The following is a 15,784-nucleotide window of genomic DNA, read 5'->3' as shown; positions in this document are numbered from 1 at the left end:
GGGAGGACCAAAAATGGGTTTAACTTATCAATCAGTGGGAATACCTGCCACCAGGGAGATGTTTAATGTAAAAGTTACAGATAACCGGTCTGTGATAGCTTTAGCCGGCAATCCCAATACCGGCAAAAGTACCTTGTTCAATGCTTTGACTGGGCTGCGACAGCATACCGGTAACTGGCCGGGGAAAACGGTACTGCAAAGCAAAGGCAGCTTTATTTATAAAGGCCGCGAGTATACAGTGGTGGATCTGCCCGGAACGTATTCTTTACTGGCCAATTCCGTAGAAGAACAGGTGGCCAGGGATTTTATCTGCTTTGCCAAACCGGATACCACCGTTGTGGTGGTGGATGCCACCTGTTTAGAAAGAAATTTAAATCTGGTACTGCAGGTTATGGAAATCACCGAAAAGGTTATTGTTTGTGTTAACTTGATAGACGAAGCCCGGCGTAAAAAATTGAATGTTGATATCCAGAAATTAAGTGAGCTTTTGGGAATACCGGCTGTGGCAACTGCAGCGTGCACCGGTGAAGGTTTACCCCAATTGTTGGATTTAATAAGTCAAGTGGTATGCGGTGATTTAAAGCCGAAACCAAAACTTGTACATTATTCTTCAGAATTAGAAAATGCCATTTCCAAACTGGAACCAAAGATAAAGGAAGTTTTGGGAGCAGAATTAAATTCCCGCTGGGTAGCGCTGCGACTGCTTGAGGGAGATAAAACTTTAATTGAATCTTTGGAGAAATTTTACAGTCAAGAAATGATTAAAGCGACCCGGGAGGTGCTGGCATGAGCTGCCGAGCATCCCTGGGTGTTTTGATGAAGGAAGCCCGGGAAATTATTGGTATATGCCAGGATGAGGTACGGCACAGTATTGTTAACAGTATTTATCAATCGGCCGAAAGTATTGCCGCCGGTACAGTGAGCAGCAAAGCCGGTAAAAATATGGATTGGGACCGCAGGATAGATAGGGTGCTGACTTCTCCGGTATGGGGATTTCCCATCATGTTTGGCATGCTGACGGTGATTCTTTGGATGACCATTACCGGTGCCAATATACCGTCAGCTATACTGGCCCAGGGGTTGTTTTGGATTGAAGAGCGGTTGACAGAACTGTTTATAGCTGTCGGCGCACCGGCCTGGCTGCACGGCTTTTTGGTACTGGGTGTTTACCGGGGAGCGGCCTGGGTAGTTTCGGTTATGCTGCCGCCGATGGCTATTTTCTTCCCGCTCTTTACATTATTGGAAGATTTGGGATATTTACCCCGGGTGGCCTTTAACCTGGACCGCTTTTTTAAAGGTGCCGGTGCTCACGGCAAGCAGGCTCTGACTATGAGCATGGGTTTTGGCTGTAATGCTGCCGGTGTAATAGCCTGCCGGATTATTGATTCACCCAGGGAAAGATTGATTGCTACTTTAACCAACAGTTTTGTGCCCTGCAACGGTCGTTTTCCCACTTTAATTGCTTTGGCCACCGTTTTTGTTGGCAGTTCGGCGGCGTCCATGAGCAGTGCCGCTGCCGCTTTGTCAGTGGCCGGCCTGGTGGTGTTTGGTATAGCAATTACCCTGTTAATTTCTTGGCTGCTGACTAAAACGCTGTTAAAGGGGATACCGTCATCCTTTACATTAGAACTGCCTCCCTACAGGAAACCGCAGATCGTCCAAGTGATAGTCCGCTCAGTATTGGATCGCATCATATTTGTGCTGACCCGGGCTGTGATTATTGCTGCTCCCGCCGGCGGTATTGTCTGGATTCTGGCCAACACTATGATCGGTGACACCAGTATTTTGGCTGCTTTAGCGGGATGGTTGGATCCCTTTGCCCGGCACCTGGGATTGGATGGCTTTATTTTATTGGCCTTTATCCTGGGACTGCCAGCCAACGAGATTGTATTTCCAATTCTAATTATGAGTTATGTTTCCGGCGGAGTGATGATGGAACTGGACAGTTTAGAAGCCCTGCGCCGCTTGCTGGTTGATCAGCATGGTTGGACCTGGTTAACAGCCCTTTGCACCATGCTGTTTGTTCTTTGTCACTGGCCCTGCGGTACCACACTTTTTACCATTCAGCGGGAGCAGCGCAGTTGGTATTGGATGGCAGTGGCTGCCGTAATTCCCACCGTTGTTGGTATAGTGGTGTGCATTACAGTTAACTATCTGGTGAGAGCTCTGGGGTTGATTTGAAGTAAAGATTGGGAATTTAAACTGAAATTTTTGCGTTCAGAAATATGTTTATAGTTAAAAACTGCTGCTGCAGGTCACTGGGGCAGCAGTTTTTAAATTTGCTGTTTTTTTGGAGTGAATATTTTTATTAAATACCTTGACAGAAAAAACCTGCCAATCTATAATGATAATTGTTATCAATGAGAATAATTTTCATTATTAAGATCGGTATTCTACAGGTAAAAAAATGAAGGGAGTGCAGACTGGAATATGAGTGCAAAGGACAGTGTGGTATTAAGTGATATGAAACCCGGCAGCAGGGGTAAAGTAGTACGCATCAGTGCTAAAGGTCCGTTACGCCGGCGTATTTTGGATATGGGATTGGTTTCCGGGGTGGAAATTAATGTCAAAGGTGTGGCCCCGCTGGGTGACCCCATGGAAATACTGGTCAGAGGGTACAGTTTAAGCTTGCGTAAGCAGGAAGCTGCGGAAATACATGTTGAGGTGATGTGATATGAAACCGCTTTGGTTTCTGGGCATGAACCGCACGGGGGTTGTCAGAGAAATTGCCGGCGGAAGGGGAGTAAGAAAGAGATTAACCGGGATGGGGTTTATCGAAGGTGTAACTGTGCGCATCATCAAAAACGACAACTATGGCCCGTTGATAGTGAGTCTAGGCGAAGGACGCCTGGTGCTCGGGCAGGGTGTGGCTAACAAAATAATGGTGGAGGAAGTTGGTTAATTAATTAGTTTAACAGGAGGGAGATTTATGGAGGCAGCCAGAGTATTGCAAACCGGTGAAACAGTAATTGCCATGGCTGGCAATCCTAACTCGGGTAAAAGCAGTATTTTTAACAATCTTACCGGGGCCCGCCAGCATGTGGGTAACTATGCGGGAGTAACGGTGGAAAAAAAAGAAGGTAAACTCATACACCAGGGAAAGGCTTACAAGGTAGTTGACTTGCCCGGTACATACAGTCTTGGTGCATACTCGGAAGATGAAAGAGTGGCCCGGGATTTTATTTTAAAAGAAAAGCCCGATGTCATTATCAATGTAGTTGATGCCAGCAACATAGAACGCAACCTTTATTTAACCGTTCAACTGCTGGAAATGGGTGCCAATGTTGTAGTGGCGCTGAACATGATGGACGAAGCCAAAGAAAAGGCTATACATATTGATGTAGCAAAGATTTCCAAGCTGCTGGGTGTACCGGTGGTACCGACGGTGGCAACAAAAAAGCAGGGGATGAAAGAATTAGTAGTAAGGGCGATACAGGCGGCCAATGAACCCAAAAGAGAAGCTCTAAAAATTAACTACGGAAGCGACTTGGAAAAAGAACTTAAAAAGCTGGAAGATATCATTTCTTCTCACAGTCAATTATCCCAGGAATACCCATCTAGATACCTGGCTATAAAATTGCTGGAAGAAGACCAAGAGGTTTACCAGCAGGTTAAAGCAATACCGGGCACCGCTGAACTGCTGGAACAGAGCGAGGAAAGTGCTGCTTTTCTTTTGGATGAGACCGGTGAAGATGCAGAGTCGCTGATTGCCGACCGGCGCTATGGATTTATAAGCGGAGTTTCCAAGCAGGCAGTTCGAAAGCGAATTTCAGCGGAACAAAGATTGAGTTTTTCAGATAAAATAGACAAAGTTGTTACCCACCGGGTGTTGGGTATACCTATTTTTCTAGCAGCCATGTGGTTGGTGTTTCAGTTTACCTTTGCCCTTGGCGATCCGATGATCGGGTGGGTTGAAGGATTTTTTGAAATTTTGGGAGGGGTAGTTGGAGGCTGGTTGGCAGCAGCAGGTGCTTCCGATTTGATAACCTCCTTTATAGTGGACGGGATTATCGGCGGTGTAGGTTCGGTAATGGTATTTATACCGAATATTGTGCTGCTGTTTTTTGCCATAGCACTGCTGGAAAACAGCGGTTACATGGCCCGGGCGGCTTATGTTATGGATCGTTTCATGAATACCCTGGGACTGCATGGTAAATCATTTATTCCCCTGCTGGTGGGCTTTGGCTGCAACGTACCCGGTATAATGGCTGCCCGCACACTGGAAAACAAAAAGGACAGAATAATAACTATACTTATCACCCCGCTGATGTCTTGTGCTGCCAGGCTGCCGGTGTATGTACTGTTTGTCAGTGCATTCTTCAGCCAGTATGAAGGTCTGATAATATTTTCATTGTATTTGCTTGGTATCGTAATGGCGGTAATAATGGGTGTAATTTTTAAAAGACTTCTTTTTCCGGGAGAAGTTTCTCCTTTTGTTTTAGAGCTGCCGCCTTACCGCATTCCTACTTTAAAAGCTACTATGATTCACATGTGGGAAAGGGCAGGTATCTTTGTTAAAAAAGCCGGTACAATTATTTTTTCCGTTGTTGTACTGATTTGGGCGCTTTCAGTACTGCCTTGGGGTGTGGAACCGGGCAGTAAAGAAAGTGCGCTGGGGCAGATAGGCAGTTTCTTTGCTCCGCTGTTTGCTCCTGCCGGTTTTGGTTCATGGGAAGCCAGCACTGCTCTTATTTTTGGTATATTGGCTAAAGAAGTTGTTGTGGGCACCTTGGGTGTTATTTACGGGGTGGGTGAAGAAGGAGTGGTTACTGCCATTCATCAGTTATGGACACCGCTTTCTGCATATGCATTTATGGTAATGACTCTGCTGTATACTCCCTGCGCTGCTGTTATCGGTACTATTAAAAGAGAGACTGGTTCGTGGAAATGGACTGTTTTTACAATGGTATATACGCTGGTTCTTGGTTGGGTGATGGCAGTTCTTGTTTATCAAGTTGGTCGCCTGTTTGGCTTGAGTTAAGGGGGAGTTGCTTTATATGGAAACTATAATATTGCTTGTTACAGCTGTATCTGCCGGTATACTGATTATATATCAAATTAGAAAATCAGCCCGGGGCAGCGGTTGCGGCGGCGGTTGTGAGGGCTGCTCTTGCAATATCGATAATGAAAAGTGCAGCAGTTAGTACCAACATCGGTTGTGCGGGCATGAAATTGCCCGCACAACTGTATGTGTGGTTTTTGGGAGTTCTGAAAGGGGAAGCTAAATAATGAAGGGTTTAAGTATCAGGGCAAAATTTTTGTTAGTAATTATACTGTCACTGGCGTTTAGTTTTTTGCTTTCTTTCCTAATTAATAAGAGTATATCGAAAGATTTGTATAAATATATAACAGCTTATATTATCAGTTTATCGGTTTTATGCACTACTATTACCATTTTAGTTAACCGTGTACATATTAAACCGCTGCGCAAATTAAATGCAGATATTAAAAGAACAGTACAGCAGCATATGCCTGTTGAGCTGGATGAAAATGCTGCCGGGGATGCTTCTGATTTAGTCAACTGCTTCCGTCAAGCGGCCGGCAAGGTAAAAAAATTAATTGATCAGGTTAATGAAACTGCTCAAGAAATTTTTTGCTCTGTGGGAGAAATTAATATTGATAACGCCGGCAGGATATCAAATATTGCCCGTTCGCTGGCGGAAATTTCTCAAAAAATAAATGAAGTTAATAATATGGTTTGGAATGTGGCGGATACTGCTCAAAAGGCAGCCGAGCATGCAGATAAGGGCAGTACTAAGGTGGAGAAAGTAACCGGTCAAATGGAAGCCATAAATGCCACTTTCAATAATACTGCGGCGGTAATAGGTGCTTTGAGTAAAAAATCTAGAGAGATAACGCAAATAATTGATATGATTACTAATATTGCTGATTCTACCAATTTATTGGCCTTAAATGCCAACATTGAAGCGGCAAGAGCCGGCGAACACGGCCGGGGATTTTCTGTGGTAGCTGAAGAAGTAAGAAAACTGGCAGAGCAATCGGCCAATTCCGCTAAAGAAATTGAAATACTAATTAAAGAAATGCAGCAGCAGTCAGAAAAGACTGTACTGGTGATTAATGAAGGTTCAAAGAATGTAGAAAGCGGCACCATAATGGCCAAAGAGACAGGAAAATTTTTTGTACAAATCAATGAAGTGGTGCAGGAACTAACTGCTGAAATTCAAGAAATAGGTCTGGTGGCGGAACAAGTGGCGGAAAATATTACGGAAATTATAGAAGCGGTGGAAGAGGAGAGGAAGGATAAAAGTTCGTTATCTCTTCCCATTGACCGGGTTAGAGACTTAACGTCTCAACTGCGGCAGATAAGTGCAAATTGTAAAAATGTAATGAAAGAAGGTGATAAAAACGTTTCGCTGTAATACTAAAAACATTGCTGATGAAATAATTAATTATACAAAGGGATGGGAACAGTTATATAACGAGTTAAAAAAAAGTAATGCTGAACTGCTGGAGCAAAATGAAATTTTGAAAAGAAAGCTTAATGATGTCACCTTTCTTTACGAGATATTTACCCAGCTGATAAAAAGTGGCGATTTTAAGGGAACCATAAAATCGATTTTAGATATGGCCATGGAAATAACCGGTAGTGAAGTTGGTTGTATTTTTCTATACGACAGGAAAAACAACAATATGGAGTTGATGCTTTCCCGGGGAAAACTGGTTGACAGGGTAATATCCTTTGTCAGCGATAATTTTAAAATTATCGATGTGCTGCCGCTGGATTATTGTCTCAACCTCAGTTCAGAAAGTGATTATTTATTGAGCAGCTTACGCTCTGTCGATCCCTTTATTCGTTCCATGCTGGTGGTCCCTTTAAGTTATGCAGATGAAATTATAGGTGTGGTGGTTCTTATGCACCGCCACCATGGTGAGGACGAGCATGGAATTGAATATTCGCCAAACCAGTGCAAAACAGTAATTAAGTTTGCCCGTGACGCTTCTTTAATATTAAACAATGCCCGTTTAAATATCGAGTACGGGCGTAAGGACGTGTACATGAAGACTATCAGCGCCCTGGTTTCTGCCATTGATGCCAAGGATGCCTATACCCATAATCATTCCGAAAACGTAGCCCGGGTGTCTGTGGCGTTGGCCAAGGAACTTAAAGTTTCTCCCGCGGAGATAGTTAATATACGATATGGGGCGCTGTTACATGATGTGGGGAAAATCGGCATACCGGAAAAAATATTAAACAAAACAGGACGGCTGAACGACGAAGAATTTGCATTAATAAAAACTCATCCTCTTATTGGCAGCAAAATACTGTCACCCATCGATTTTCTCGGCCGGGCACTGAATGTAGTTCGCTATCATCACGAGAGATATGACGGCGGGGGATATCCTGAAGGATTAAAGGGCGAAGATATTCCCTTTGAGGCGCGTATTGCCTGCATTGCTGATGCCTGGGATGCCATGCGATCCCACAGAGCTTACCGCCGGGCTTTATCTTTTAATGCAGCAGTGTTAGAAATGGAAAAGGGGGCTGGTACGCAATTTGATCCTTATATGGTAAAAAAGTTTATCCGGTTGGTTAATAAATCCGCCTAATTACCCCCCACCGGGCAATCAGCAAATCCGGTGGGGGAGTGTTTGTTAATAGGCTGCTTTTAAAATTTCTACTATATCATTTTTAGATAGTTTTTTTATCCTGCCCCTGGGACCGGAGATAACGGTGTTTTCAGCCAGTTTTTCCAGGTCGCTGTATTTTACTCCCACTTCTTTTAAGGTGGTGGGGGCATTGAGCTTTTGGAAAAATGCTTTTAATGAGTTGATGGCCTGAATAATTTTATCTTCCTGCTGTCCGCCGGTGATATTAAAAATCCTTTCAGCAAATTGTTCAAATTTATTCATGTTTTCCTTATAAACGTATTTCATCCAGGCGGGTATGATAATGGCCAGACCTGCTCCGTGAGCTATGTCGTAGTAAGCGCTGAGCGAGTGTTCAATATCATGGCAGGCCCAATCCCCCGGCACCCTTCCGGCCTGGTTAATTCCGTTTAAAGCCAGGGTTGCACACCAGGCCAATTGAGCCCGGGATTGATAGTTATCAGGCTCTTTCAAAAGAACCGGAACGTGCTTCATTATTGTTCTGATTATTCCCTCCGCTATTTCATCCTGTACGCCGGTATCCGCCTCGCTGCCAAAGTACAGCTCGAAAACATGGGACATGGCATCAATGGCACCGTAGACGGTCTGGTGCGGGGGCAGGGAAAACTGCACCGTGGGGTCTATGATTGATACTTTGGGGTAGGTGTAAGGCGAGCCAAATCCCCATTTTTTATTTTCTTCTTCTTTAGTTATTACGCCGACGGGGTTCATTTCCGATCCAGTGGCTGAAATGGTTAACACAGTAAAGATGGGCAGCGCTTTATTGACCCGGGTTTTTTTTTCGAAAACGTCCCATATATCACCCGTTATATAAAAACCTGCCGCTATGGTTTTGGCGGTATCTATCACACTGCCGCCGCCCACAGCTAAAACCCCTTCCACATTTTCTTTTTTGGCCAGTTCAATACCCTGGTATACTTTTGACAGAACGGGGTTAGACTTAACGCCTCCCAGTTCCACCGCTTCTATGCCGGCATTTTTTAAAGATCTGATTACTGTTTCATAAACCTTATTTTTAAAAATAGACCCTTTGCCGTATACCAGCAGTACTTTTTTAATGCCGGAATTATTAATTTCTGTACCGATGTTTTTTACAGTATCTTTTCCAAATACCAGTTTAGTGGGATTTCTAAAAATAAAATTCTGCATTACTTTCACCCCTTTAATTCAGTACAAATTGATTATATGAAATAATTGTTATTGTAGGCAAGGAATTTACAATAATTATAAAAAATTGTATAGACAAACCAAGAAAATATTGGTATAAATATAATGTTAAATTACATAAAATGTTTAGGTGCCTTCACCACCGGTGAAGGTTAAAAGGGAACGCGGGTGAGAATCCCGGGCGGACCGGCCACTGTATTCGGTGAGCAGCTCTTGAATACCACTGGTTAAATGCTGGGAAGGTGAGAGTGAGCGATGAGCCGTAAGTCAGGAAACCTGCCTAAACAGGTATTCAGCACGACCTTCCGGGTAATAGGGTTGATGCTTAAGTTGGCGTGTGTTTTTTAGATATGCTGCTTACCAAAGCACCTATCTAATTAATGTCTAATTTAAGCGCGGCTTTCATTGTTATGCATTGCGATTATTACCCTGGCCAAAGGTCAAGGGTTTTTTATTTTGTTGATGTCTTTCTTAGTAAGATACCATTTTTTAGGCAGCAATAAAAGAAACGGAGGATATTATGGCAGGAGTGTTATACGGTGTGGGGGTGGGTCCCGGGGATCCGGAGTTATTAACCGTCAAAGCAGTAAATGTAATAAAACAAGCGGATGTAATTCTGGCTCCTAAAACAGAAAAAAAAGATGGAAGTGCAGCTTTGTCCATTGCCAAACCCTATATCGATGAATCAACCCAGATATTAGAATTAGTTTTTCCCATGGTTTATAACCGGGAAAAATTACTCGACGCTTGGGAAAACAACAAAAAAATAATCAATCAGCTGCTGGATGAAGGGAAAAAGGTTGTATTTTTAACCCTGGGTGATCCCATGCTTTACAGCACCTTCATATACATACAAAGACTTTTAGAAGGCTGCGGTCATTCAATTAAAGTAGTACCGGGAGTGACATCCTTTTCTGCCATTGGCGGCAGGTTAAACTACCCGCTGGCAGAAGGGAATGACATCCTGTGTGTAGTTCCGGCCACTATAGATGAGAAAAAACTGGAAGAGGTGATGTCCACATCAAATAATTTGGTTTTGCTCAAGGTTTATAAGAATTATAAACAAGTGGTTAATAAGTTGAAACAATTGGGATTGATTAAAAACGCAGTTATGGTCAGTAAATGTGGTTTAGAAGGGGAAAAAATTGTAACCGACCTGGAAAAAGATGGAGAACAAAAGGTCAATTATTTATCTACAATTTTAGTTAGAAGATACCTGAATAAAAATCAGTAAAACCGTAATGAACCAAGCGGCATTGCCGGGTAATAAAAATTTTGCATTAAGAGCGGTACAAATGGCGCCGGCTGGTGCTGAAAATTTTATTTTTAAGATAATTGAAGGGAGATGTTTTACAAAATGAAGGCTGTTAAAAAATTTGCTGCATTAGTACTGGCTGCAGTAATGATGGCAGTGCTTCTTGCCGGCTGCGGTGCAGAAAGGGAAGCACAGGAAACAAGTTCACAGGTGAAAGATAAAAAAGCTATTTTAGTAGTTAGCTTTGGAACCAGTTACCCGGAAGCCAGAAAAGCCTGCATTGAAAGTGTTGAAAACAAAATAAAAAATACCTTTAAAGATTACGAAATACGTCGAGCATTTACCTCCGAGTTCATTATTAAAAAACTGGCTCAAAGAGATGGACTGTCCATTGACAATCCTGAACAGGCGCTGACAAAATTGAAAGAAGAAGGTTACAAGCAGGTAGTGGTACAACCGCTGCATATAATACCCGGTGCAGAGTACGATGAAGTAAAAATTATTGTGGATAAATTTGCTGCAGAAAAAGCCTTTGAACAAATTGTACTGGGCAGACCGCTGCTTGGCAGCGAAAGCAATCCCAATGACTATGCCATTGCTTTAGAGGCATTAAAAGAACAAATTCCCGAACTGGCAGAAAACCAGGCCGTGCTGTTGATGGGTCACGGTACTCACCATGAAGCAAATGCCTGCTATGATAAATTCCAGCAGGAAATAAATAAAGCCAACCTGAATATATTTGTGGGCACAGTTGAAGCTGAACCTACATTGGAAGATATCAAGGAACAGTTGGCGGCTAAGGATATAAAGAGTGTTATTCTGATGCCCTTTATGCTGGTGGCCGGTGATCACGCCCAAAACGACCTGGCGGGAGATGAAAAAGAATCTTGGAAAATGCAGCTTAAAGATGAGTATACAGTGGAAACTTACCTCCACGGCTTAGGAGAGAATCCCGCCATTCAGGATATTTATGTACAACATGTTAAAGATGCCATTGCTCAGCTGGATAACTAATTTGCATACGGGTTCGATTTTATCGAACCCGTATATAATTCATTTTCGGGAAATGCTATGATTATAATAAATAAAAGTATTTCCTTAAAAAGACGGAAGTGACTGAATTGATAGCGTTAGATCAGGTGACCAAAAGATATGGCGATACCGTTTCGCTGGACAGCCTGTCCTTACATATTAAAGAAGGGGAATTCTTCGGCTTGCTGGGTCCCAACGGTGCGGGTAAAACAACACTGATACGTATTATCAGTGCCCTTACCGTACCTACCTCCGGCCGGGTGCTGGTGGCCGGTGAGCCTGTAAACCGCAATAATACCAAATTTAAATCTCAAATAGGATTGGTACCCCAGCACAATAATCTGGAACCGGAATTAACCGTTGTAGAAAACTTGCAGCTGCATGGTATGTTGTACGGAATACCTAAAAAGGAATCCGCAGGCAGGATAAAAGAACTGCTGGATTTTACTAGGCTTACAGATAAAGCCGATACCCAAGTCGGCAAACTATCCGGTGGAATGAAGCGCAAACTGCTCATTGCCAGGGCACTGATGCACAAACCGGCAATTTTGTTGTTGGATGAGCCCACGGTGGGTTTGGATGTTTCTTCCCGGCGGAAGGTTTGGGATTTAATTAAGGGTCTGCACAAAAGGGGTATTACCATTGTTTTAACCACCCATTATTTAGAAGAAGCCGAGGCTTTATGCACTAAAATAGGTTTGTTAAAAAAGGGAAGGCTGTTAATGAGCGGTTCCCTGGATGAACTCAAGAATATGGTGGGGCCTGTTGTAGTAGAACAGTTTTACAACGATAAGACGGTTTTGTATTTTTATAAAGATCAAAAAGAAGCACTGAAAGCGGCTTCTTCAATGGGGGAAGGGATAACTGTAAGACAAAGCAGACTAGAAGACATCTTTGTTAAATTAACTGAGGAAAAGAGTGAATGAGCAATGTCCGGATTTTTGGCAGTGTTGTGGAGAGAGTACTTGTTTTTTAAACGCCGCTTTTGGACCATTACCACCAGTTCTATGGTGGCCCCCCTGTTATATTTGATAACCTTTGGCTGGGGGTTGGGCAGGTCTGTAAATTTAAGTGGTGTTGATTATATCAACTTTTTGGTTCCCGGTATTGTTGCTTTAAGTACCATGAACACCAGTTTTAATGCCATTGCCACTCCGCTTTCCATTGCTCGCTTATATGACAAGACGCTGGAAGAGTATATGGTGGCCCCGATTACTATTTTATCCTTTGCCGCCGGCAAAATTGTAGCTGGTGCTATGAGGGGAATATATGCAGCGCTGATAATTATCACCATTTCTTTTATTTTTGGTGCCAGGCTGGAAATAAATGTCCTGTTTTTGGCACTGATGTTTTTAAACTGCCTGGTATTTTCCAGCCTGGGTTTTCTGGTGGCCTTGAAAATAAAATCCCACCCCGACATGGCCAGGTTTAACAATTTTGTTATTACGCCAATGATATTTATTTGCGGTACATTTTTCTCTTTAGACAGGGTACCGGAAATAATGCGCCATGTGATAAATGTGCTGCCGTTAACTCCGGCCAGTCAAGGGTTGAGAGCTGTGGCTTTGGGCGGTGAAATACCTCTCTGGGCACCGGCGGTACAGATTGCTTACCTGCTGCTGTTTACCGGGTGGGGATTATATGTGTGCAACAGGGTTGAATAAAAAGCATAAACCGAAAATGCTGTATAAGCGGTGCTCGCTGCTCTGGCACTGCTTTGTTTACTTACAGAACCGCTCATCTGCCTTAACCTCAGAAACTCTGCCGGCTGTTTTAGAAAGCCATCCGGTCTTTTCTACTTTCCGGAAATCAAACTCCGGTACACAGGGTTTAATATCCAGTAAAGGTGTACCGTCTAAAATATCAACGTCTTCAATATGTATGATATTTCCCTCAACTTTTAAAATTTTAACCACCGATATCCCGATGGAATTGGGACGCCTGGGTGCTCTGGTTGCAAATACACCGTGTAAATCATTGTCTAGAAATGGTTTAACGGTTAATGAGTATCCTTTAGAGAGATGAAAGTGATAGATTAAAAAAACGTGGGAGAATCCATCTATATCCTTTAATCCTTCGGCGTACTGCGGGCTTATTTCTATGGTTCCTTTTACACCTTGAGCTCCGGTGGGTTGTATAGGCATTCCCTTTGTATCTTTATAAGGTGAATGAATTATCCCAATGGGTTTGTATTTTATTTCTGCCACTAATATCCCTCCAAGTTAAAAATTTTTATACAATTATTTTAAATTATAACTTTATACCAATCAAATGTTTTTTATAGAGGAAGTAATTTTATAGAGATTGCAACGTAAAATGTTATACAAGGGTATCCGCAATAAAATAGGGGGGAGTTTCAATGCTGTCACCCAGCCTGGAGGATTACTTGGAAGAAATTTATCGCTTTTCACTACATAACGATGTGGTTCGGGTTAGCGATATTGCTTCCTGTTTAGATGTAACAATGCCCTCGGTTAATAATGCCATTCGCAAGTTAAGTGAGAAAGATTACTTAATATATAAAAAGTATAGAGAACTGGTTTTAACGGAAAAAGGGCGCCGGGTGGGAAAATTTTTGGTAGAAAGAAACGGTATACTGCAGAATTTTTTAAAAGCAATAAATTCCCAGTGTGATGTTAAAGCGGAAGCGGAAGCCATGGAACATTATTTATCACTGCCCACCATCAGGGCGATAGAAAGCTTGTTGGACTTTTTAGAAAATAACAAGGAATGCCGGAAAAAATTTTTAGAACATTGTCGTTATCGGAAGGAAAAGGGGCTGGGGTTGATTAACGGGTATGCAGGAAAATAGTAAAATTCACCGCAGTACTATAAAACATATCAGCGGGTTTACAATGGCAGGTGAACAATTTCAAACCTGTCTTTTTTCATCCCATTGTTTTCCGTCTTTAAAAATCCCGGTAAAAAGGGAATATTTGCTTTATGTAGAATTTAATCGAAAAAATAATTATAAGGAGATAGATTATGAGGCAGATACTGATAAAAAACGGCTATGTCATATCTATGAATTCCGAAAGACAAGTGTTTGAAAACGGTGATGTCCTGGTAGAAAACGATAAAATAGCGGCGGTGGGCCGGGTACAGGCGGAGCAAATCAACAGCAGTGCCGAAATAGTTGATGCCAGCGGGAAAATAGTTATGCCCGGTTTAATTAACACCCATGTTCATTTATCCCAGCAGTTGGGTCGCGGTATCGGGGATGATGTAGACCTTTTAACATGGCTGCGTAAACGCATTTGGCCCTATGAAAGCAGCATGGACTTAGAAGATTCATATATTTCATCCCTGGCCTGCTGTTTAGAGATGATACATTCCGGTGTTACCACCTTTGCCGAAGCCGGGGGGCAGGAAGTGGACGGCATGGGTAAAGCCGTTGAAAAAATAGGTATCCGGGGAATTTTATCCCGTTCCACCATGGACTGCGGTGAAGGACTGCCGGCCAACTGGCAGGAAAGCACTGACACTGCCCTGCATAAACAAGAGGAGCTTATCAAACGCTGGCACGGCCGGGCAAATGGCCGCATCAGGGTGTGGTTTAGTTTACGCACTATATTTAATAACTCTGATGAACTAATCACAAGAACAAAAACGCTGGCAGATAAATACCGTGTGGGCATTCATATGCATGTGGCAGAAATTAATGAAGAAGTACGTTTTAGCAGGGAACAGCGCGGTCTTACCACGGTGGAGCACTTGGCAAGATTAGGTGTACTGGATGAAAACTTTTTGGCGGTACATACTGTTTGGCTGACAGATAGAGAAATAGACCTTTTTGCACTGTATAATGTGAAAGTATCTCACAATCCTGCTGCTGCCATGAAGGTACTGGGCTTTGCCCGGGTGCCGGAAATGCTGGCCAGGGGTATTAGTGTTTCCATTGGTACAGATGGTGCTCCCTGTAATAACCGCATGGATATGATGAGCGAAATGTACCTGACCACACTGATTCATAAGGGACGTACCCTTAACCCCGAGGTTTTACCGGCGGAAAAAGTACTGGAAATGGCCACTGTCAACGGTGCCCGCTGTGTACTGTGGGAAGATCAAATTGGATCGCTGGAACCGGGTAAAAAGGCGGACTTGATTATCATCAACCCTGCCAGTGCCGGGACCCTGCCGCTGCATGACCCCGTTGCCAACCTGGTTTATGCCATGCATTCTAGTAACGTGGAATCTTCTATGTGCGACGGTCAATGGTTGATGCGGGATAAAAAAATTCTCACCGTTAATGAAGAAGAAATACTGCAGCAGGCACAGCAAAGAGCAGCGGTGCTGTTGAAAAAGGCTGGTATCAGCCTGCCGAATCGTTTTCCTGTTATAAAGATAAGATAATCAAATTACCAAAAATTGATTGTTGAAGTAATTTTCCCGGTGTAATACAATTTAAAACTGCTGATCCCAAAAAGCAGCGGGCAAAAAAATTAAAAATACCAGTTGACATTAAGGGACAAAGATGTTAAACTAAATCCTGCCGCTGAACCAGGCGGCCCAAAAACTGGCAGCGATCCTTGAAAACTAAACAGTGAGAGATGGATGTCAAGGGCGATAAAGCCAATGGATATTTTATATTGAACAGGAGAGCTGGAAGAGCTTATCCATAGATATTTTATGGAGAGTTTGATCCTGGCTCAGGACGAACGCTGGCGGCGTGCCTAACACATGCAAGTCGAACGGAGGTGT

Annotated in this window: 16 protein-coding genes, 1 rRNA gene and 1 riboswitch; of the genes, 15 read left to right on the top strand and 2 right to left on the bottom strand. The window is 43.1% G+C overall.

All coding sequences use genetic code 11. The features are described 5' to 3' along the window. Positions 1 to 13: 13 nt before the first annotated feature. The 8 genes from JOC37_RS06315 to JOC37_RS13585 all read left to right on the top strand — a co-directional run bounded on the left by JOC37_RS06315 (position 14) and on the right by JOC37_RS13585 (position 7,569). Positions 14 to 790: a FeoB small GTPase domain-containing protein gene (locus JOC37_RS06315; RefSeq protein ID WP_204617223.1), complete on the top strand. Its 777-nt coding sequence runs from the start codon at positions 14 to 16 to the stop codon at positions 788 to 790. Then, entirely contained in the window at positions 787 to 2,181 is a 1,395-nt protein-coding gene (locus tag JOC37_RS06310; protein WP_204617221.1) for a nucleoside recognition domain-containing protein, read from the top strand. Before JOC37_RS06315 ends, JOC37_RS06310 begins: the two co-directional genes overlap by 4 nt. Before the next feature lie 249 nt (positions 2,182 to 2,430). Next, complete coding sequence (locus JOC37_RS06305; protein WP_204617219.1) at positions 2,431 to 2,673, top strand: FeoA family protein; 243 nt, start codon at positions 2,431 to 2,433, stop codon at positions 2,671 to 2,673. Position 2,674: 1 nt separating this feature from the next. After that, complete coding sequence (locus tag JOC37_RS06300) at positions 2,675 to 2,902, top strand: FeoA family protein (RefSeq protein WP_204617218.1); 228 nt, start codon at positions 2,675 to 2,677, stop codon at positions 2,900 to 2,902. A gap of 27 nt (positions 2,903 to 2,929) precedes the next feature. Next, positions 2,930 to 4,981 (top strand): ferrous iron transport protein B, encoded by a 2,052-nt coding sequence (feoB, locus tag JOC37_RS06295; protein WP_204617216.1) that lies wholly within the window; start codon positions 2,930 to 2,932, stop codon positions 4,979 to 4,981. A 16-nt stretch (positions 4,982 to 4,997) separates the two neighbouring features. After that, positions 4,998 to 5,144: a FeoB-associated Cys-rich membrane protein gene (locus tag JOC37_RS06290; protein ID WP_204617214.1), complete on the top strand. Its 147-nt coding sequence runs from the start codon at positions 4,998 to 5,000 to the stop codon at positions 5,142 to 5,144. 84 nt (positions 5,145 to 5,228) lie between these two features. Next, positions 5,229 to 6,380, top strand: a complete 1,152-nt coding sequence (locus tag JOC37_RS06285; RefSeq protein WP_204617212.1) for a methyl-accepting chemotaxis protein — start codon at positions 5,229 to 5,231, stop codon at positions 6,378 to 6,380. After that, a complete protein-coding gene (locus JOC37_RS13585) occupies positions 6,358 to 7,569 on the top strand; it encodes an HD domain-containing phosphohydrolase (RefSeq protein WP_204617210.1) in 1,212 nt (403 codons plus the stop codon). Before JOC37_RS06285 ends, JOC37_RS13585 begins: the two co-directional genes overlap by 23 nt. A 45-nt stretch (positions 7,570 to 7,614) precedes the next feature. On the opposite strand, the gene JOC37_RS06275 is transcribed toward JOC37_RS13585, so the two are convergent. Next, positions 7,615 to 8,778 (bottom strand): iron-containing alcohol dehydrogenase, encoded by a 1,164-nt coding sequence (locus JOC37_RS06275; RefSeq protein WP_204617208.1) that lies wholly within the window; start codon positions 8,776 to 8,778, stop codon positions 7,615 to 7,617. A 129-nt stretch (positions 8,779 to 8,907) separates the two neighbouring features. Next, positions 8,908 to 9,094, top strand: a riboswitch (cobalamin riboswitch). Positions 9,095 to 9,316: 222 nt separating this feature from the next. Here JOC37_RS06275 and cobI point away from each other — a divergent pair. The 4 genes from cobI (at position 9,317) to JOC37_RS06255 (ending at position 12,747) form a co-directional block, all read left to right on the top strand. Then, positions 9,317 to 10,030, top strand: coding sequence for a precorrin-2 C(20)-methyltransferase (cobI, locus tag JOC37_RS06270; RefSeq protein WP_204617206.1), 714 nt, complete (start codon positions 9,317 to 9,319; stop codon positions 10,028 to 10,030). Between the two features lie 123 nt (positions 10,031 to 10,153). Continuing rightward, positions 10,154 to 11,065 (top strand): sirohydrochlorin cobaltochelatase, encoded by a 912-nt coding sequence (locus tag JOC37_RS06265; protein WP_238480793.1) that lies wholly within the window; start codon positions 10,154 to 10,156, stop codon positions 11,063 to 11,065. A gap of 98 nt (positions 11,066 to 11,163) precedes the next feature. Next, the gene (locus JOC37_RS06260) at positions 11,164 to 12,009 is read left to right on the top strand and encodes an ABC transporter ATP-binding protein (protein WP_338017348.1); all 846 of its coding nucleotides are present in this window, start codon (positions 11,164 to 11,166) and stop codon (positions 12,007 to 12,009) included. A gap of 3 nt (positions 12,010 to 12,012) precedes the next feature. After that, positions 12,013 to 12,747 (top strand): ABC transporter permease, encoded by a 735-nt coding sequence (locus JOC37_RS06255; protein ID WP_204617202.1) that lies wholly within the window; start codon positions 12,013 to 12,015, stop codon positions 12,745 to 12,747. Positions 12,748 to 12,804: 57 nt separating this feature from the next. On the opposite strand, the gene tsaA is transcribed toward JOC37_RS06255, so the two are convergent. Beyond that, positions 12,805 to 13,290, bottom strand: a complete 486-nt coding sequence (gene tsaA / locus JOC37_RS06250) for a tRNA (N6-threonylcarbamoyladenosine(37)-N6)-methyltransferase TrmO (RefSeq protein WP_338017347.1) — start codon at positions 13,288 to 13,290, stop codon at positions 12,805 to 12,807. A 152-nt stretch (positions 13,291 to 13,442) separates the two neighbouring features. Between tsaA and JOC37_RS06245 the strand changes: the two genes are divergently transcribed. From JOC37_RS06245 to JOC37_RS06235, 3 genes are all read left to right on the top strand, one after another. Further along, positions 13,443 to 13,895, top strand: coding sequence for a metal-dependent transcriptional regulator (locus JOC37_RS06245; protein ID WP_204617200.1), 453 nt, complete (start codon positions 13,443 to 13,445; stop codon positions 13,893 to 13,895). Positions 13,896 to 14,068: 173 nt separating this feature from the next. Next, positions 14,069 to 15,436, top strand: a complete 1,368-nt coding sequence (locus tag JOC37_RS06240; protein ID WP_204617198.1) for an amidohydrolase — start codon at positions 14,069 to 14,071, stop codon at positions 15,434 to 15,436. Between the two features lie 273 nt (positions 15,437 to 15,709). Next, positions 15,710 to 15,784: ribosomal RNA gene (locus JOC37_RS06235) — 16S ribosomal RNA — on the top strand; the annotation flags it as partial.

This window comes from Desulforadius tongensis (assembly GCF_016907915.1).
Classification (GTDB): Bacteria; Bacillota; Desulfotomaculia; order Desulfotomaculales; family Desulfohalotomaculaceae; genus Desulforadius; species Desulforadius tongensis.
Note: the sequence above shows the minus strand (reverse complement) of the source record. Positions and strands in the feature narration are given on the sequence as shown.

What these genes read in the sequence shown, in the direction of transcription:
- cobI (WP_204617206.1), top strand. Translation starts at nt 9,317, where the DNA reads ATGGCAGGAGTGTTATACGGTGTGGGGGTGGGTCCCGGGGATCCGGAG.
- JOC37_RS06285 (WP_204617212.1), top strand. Translation starts at nt 5,229, where the DNA reads ATGAAGGGTTTAAGTATCAGGGCAAAATTTTTGTTAGTAATTATACTG.
- JOC37_RS06300 (WP_204617218.1), top strand. Translation starts at nt 2,675, where the DNA reads ATGAAACCGCTTTGGTTTCTGGGCATGAACCGCACGGGGGTTGTCAGA.
- JOC37_RS06315 (WP_204617223.1), top strand. Translation starts at nt 14, where the DNA reads ATGGGTTTAACTTATCAATCAGTGGGAATACCTGCCACCAGGGAGATG.
- feoB (WP_204617216.1), top strand. Translation starts at nt 2,930, where the DNA reads ATGGAGGCAGCCAGAGTATTGCAAACCGGTGAAACAGTAATTGCCATG.
- JOC37_RS06240 (WP_204617198.1), top strand. Translation starts at nt 14,069, where the DNA reads ATGAGGCAGATACTGATAAAAAACGGCTATGTCATATCTATGAATTCC.
- JOC37_RS06245 (WP_204617200.1), top strand. Translation starts at nt 13,443, where the DNA reads ATGCTGTCACCCAGCCTGGAGGATTACTTGGAAGAAATTTATCGCTTT.
- JOC37_RS06305 (WP_204617219.1), top strand. Translation starts at nt 2,431, where the DNA reads ATGAGTGCAAAGGACAGTGTGGTATTAAGTGATATGAAACCCGGCAGC.
- JOC37_RS06265 (WP_238480793.1), top strand. Translation starts at nt 10,154, where the DNA reads ATGAAGGCTGTTAAAAAATTTGCTGCATTAGTACTGGCTGCAGTAATG.
- JOC37_RS06275 (WP_204617208.1), bottom strand. Translation starts at nt 8,778, where the DNA reads ATGCAGAATTTTATTTTTAGAAATCCCACTAAACTGGTATTTGGAAAA.
- JOC37_RS06255 (WP_204617202.1), top strand. Translation starts at nt 12,013, where the DNA reads ATGTCCGGATTTTTGGCAGTGTTGTGGAGAGAGTACTTGTTTTTTAAA.
- JOC37_RS06290 (WP_204617214.1), top strand. Translation starts at nt 4,998, where the DNA reads ATGGAAACTATAATATTGCTTGTTACAGCTGTATCTGCCGGTATACTG.
- JOC37_RS06310 (WP_204617221.1), top strand. Translation starts at nt 787, where the DNA reads ATGAGCTGCCGAGCATCCCTGGGTGTTTTGATGAAGGAAGCCCGGGAA.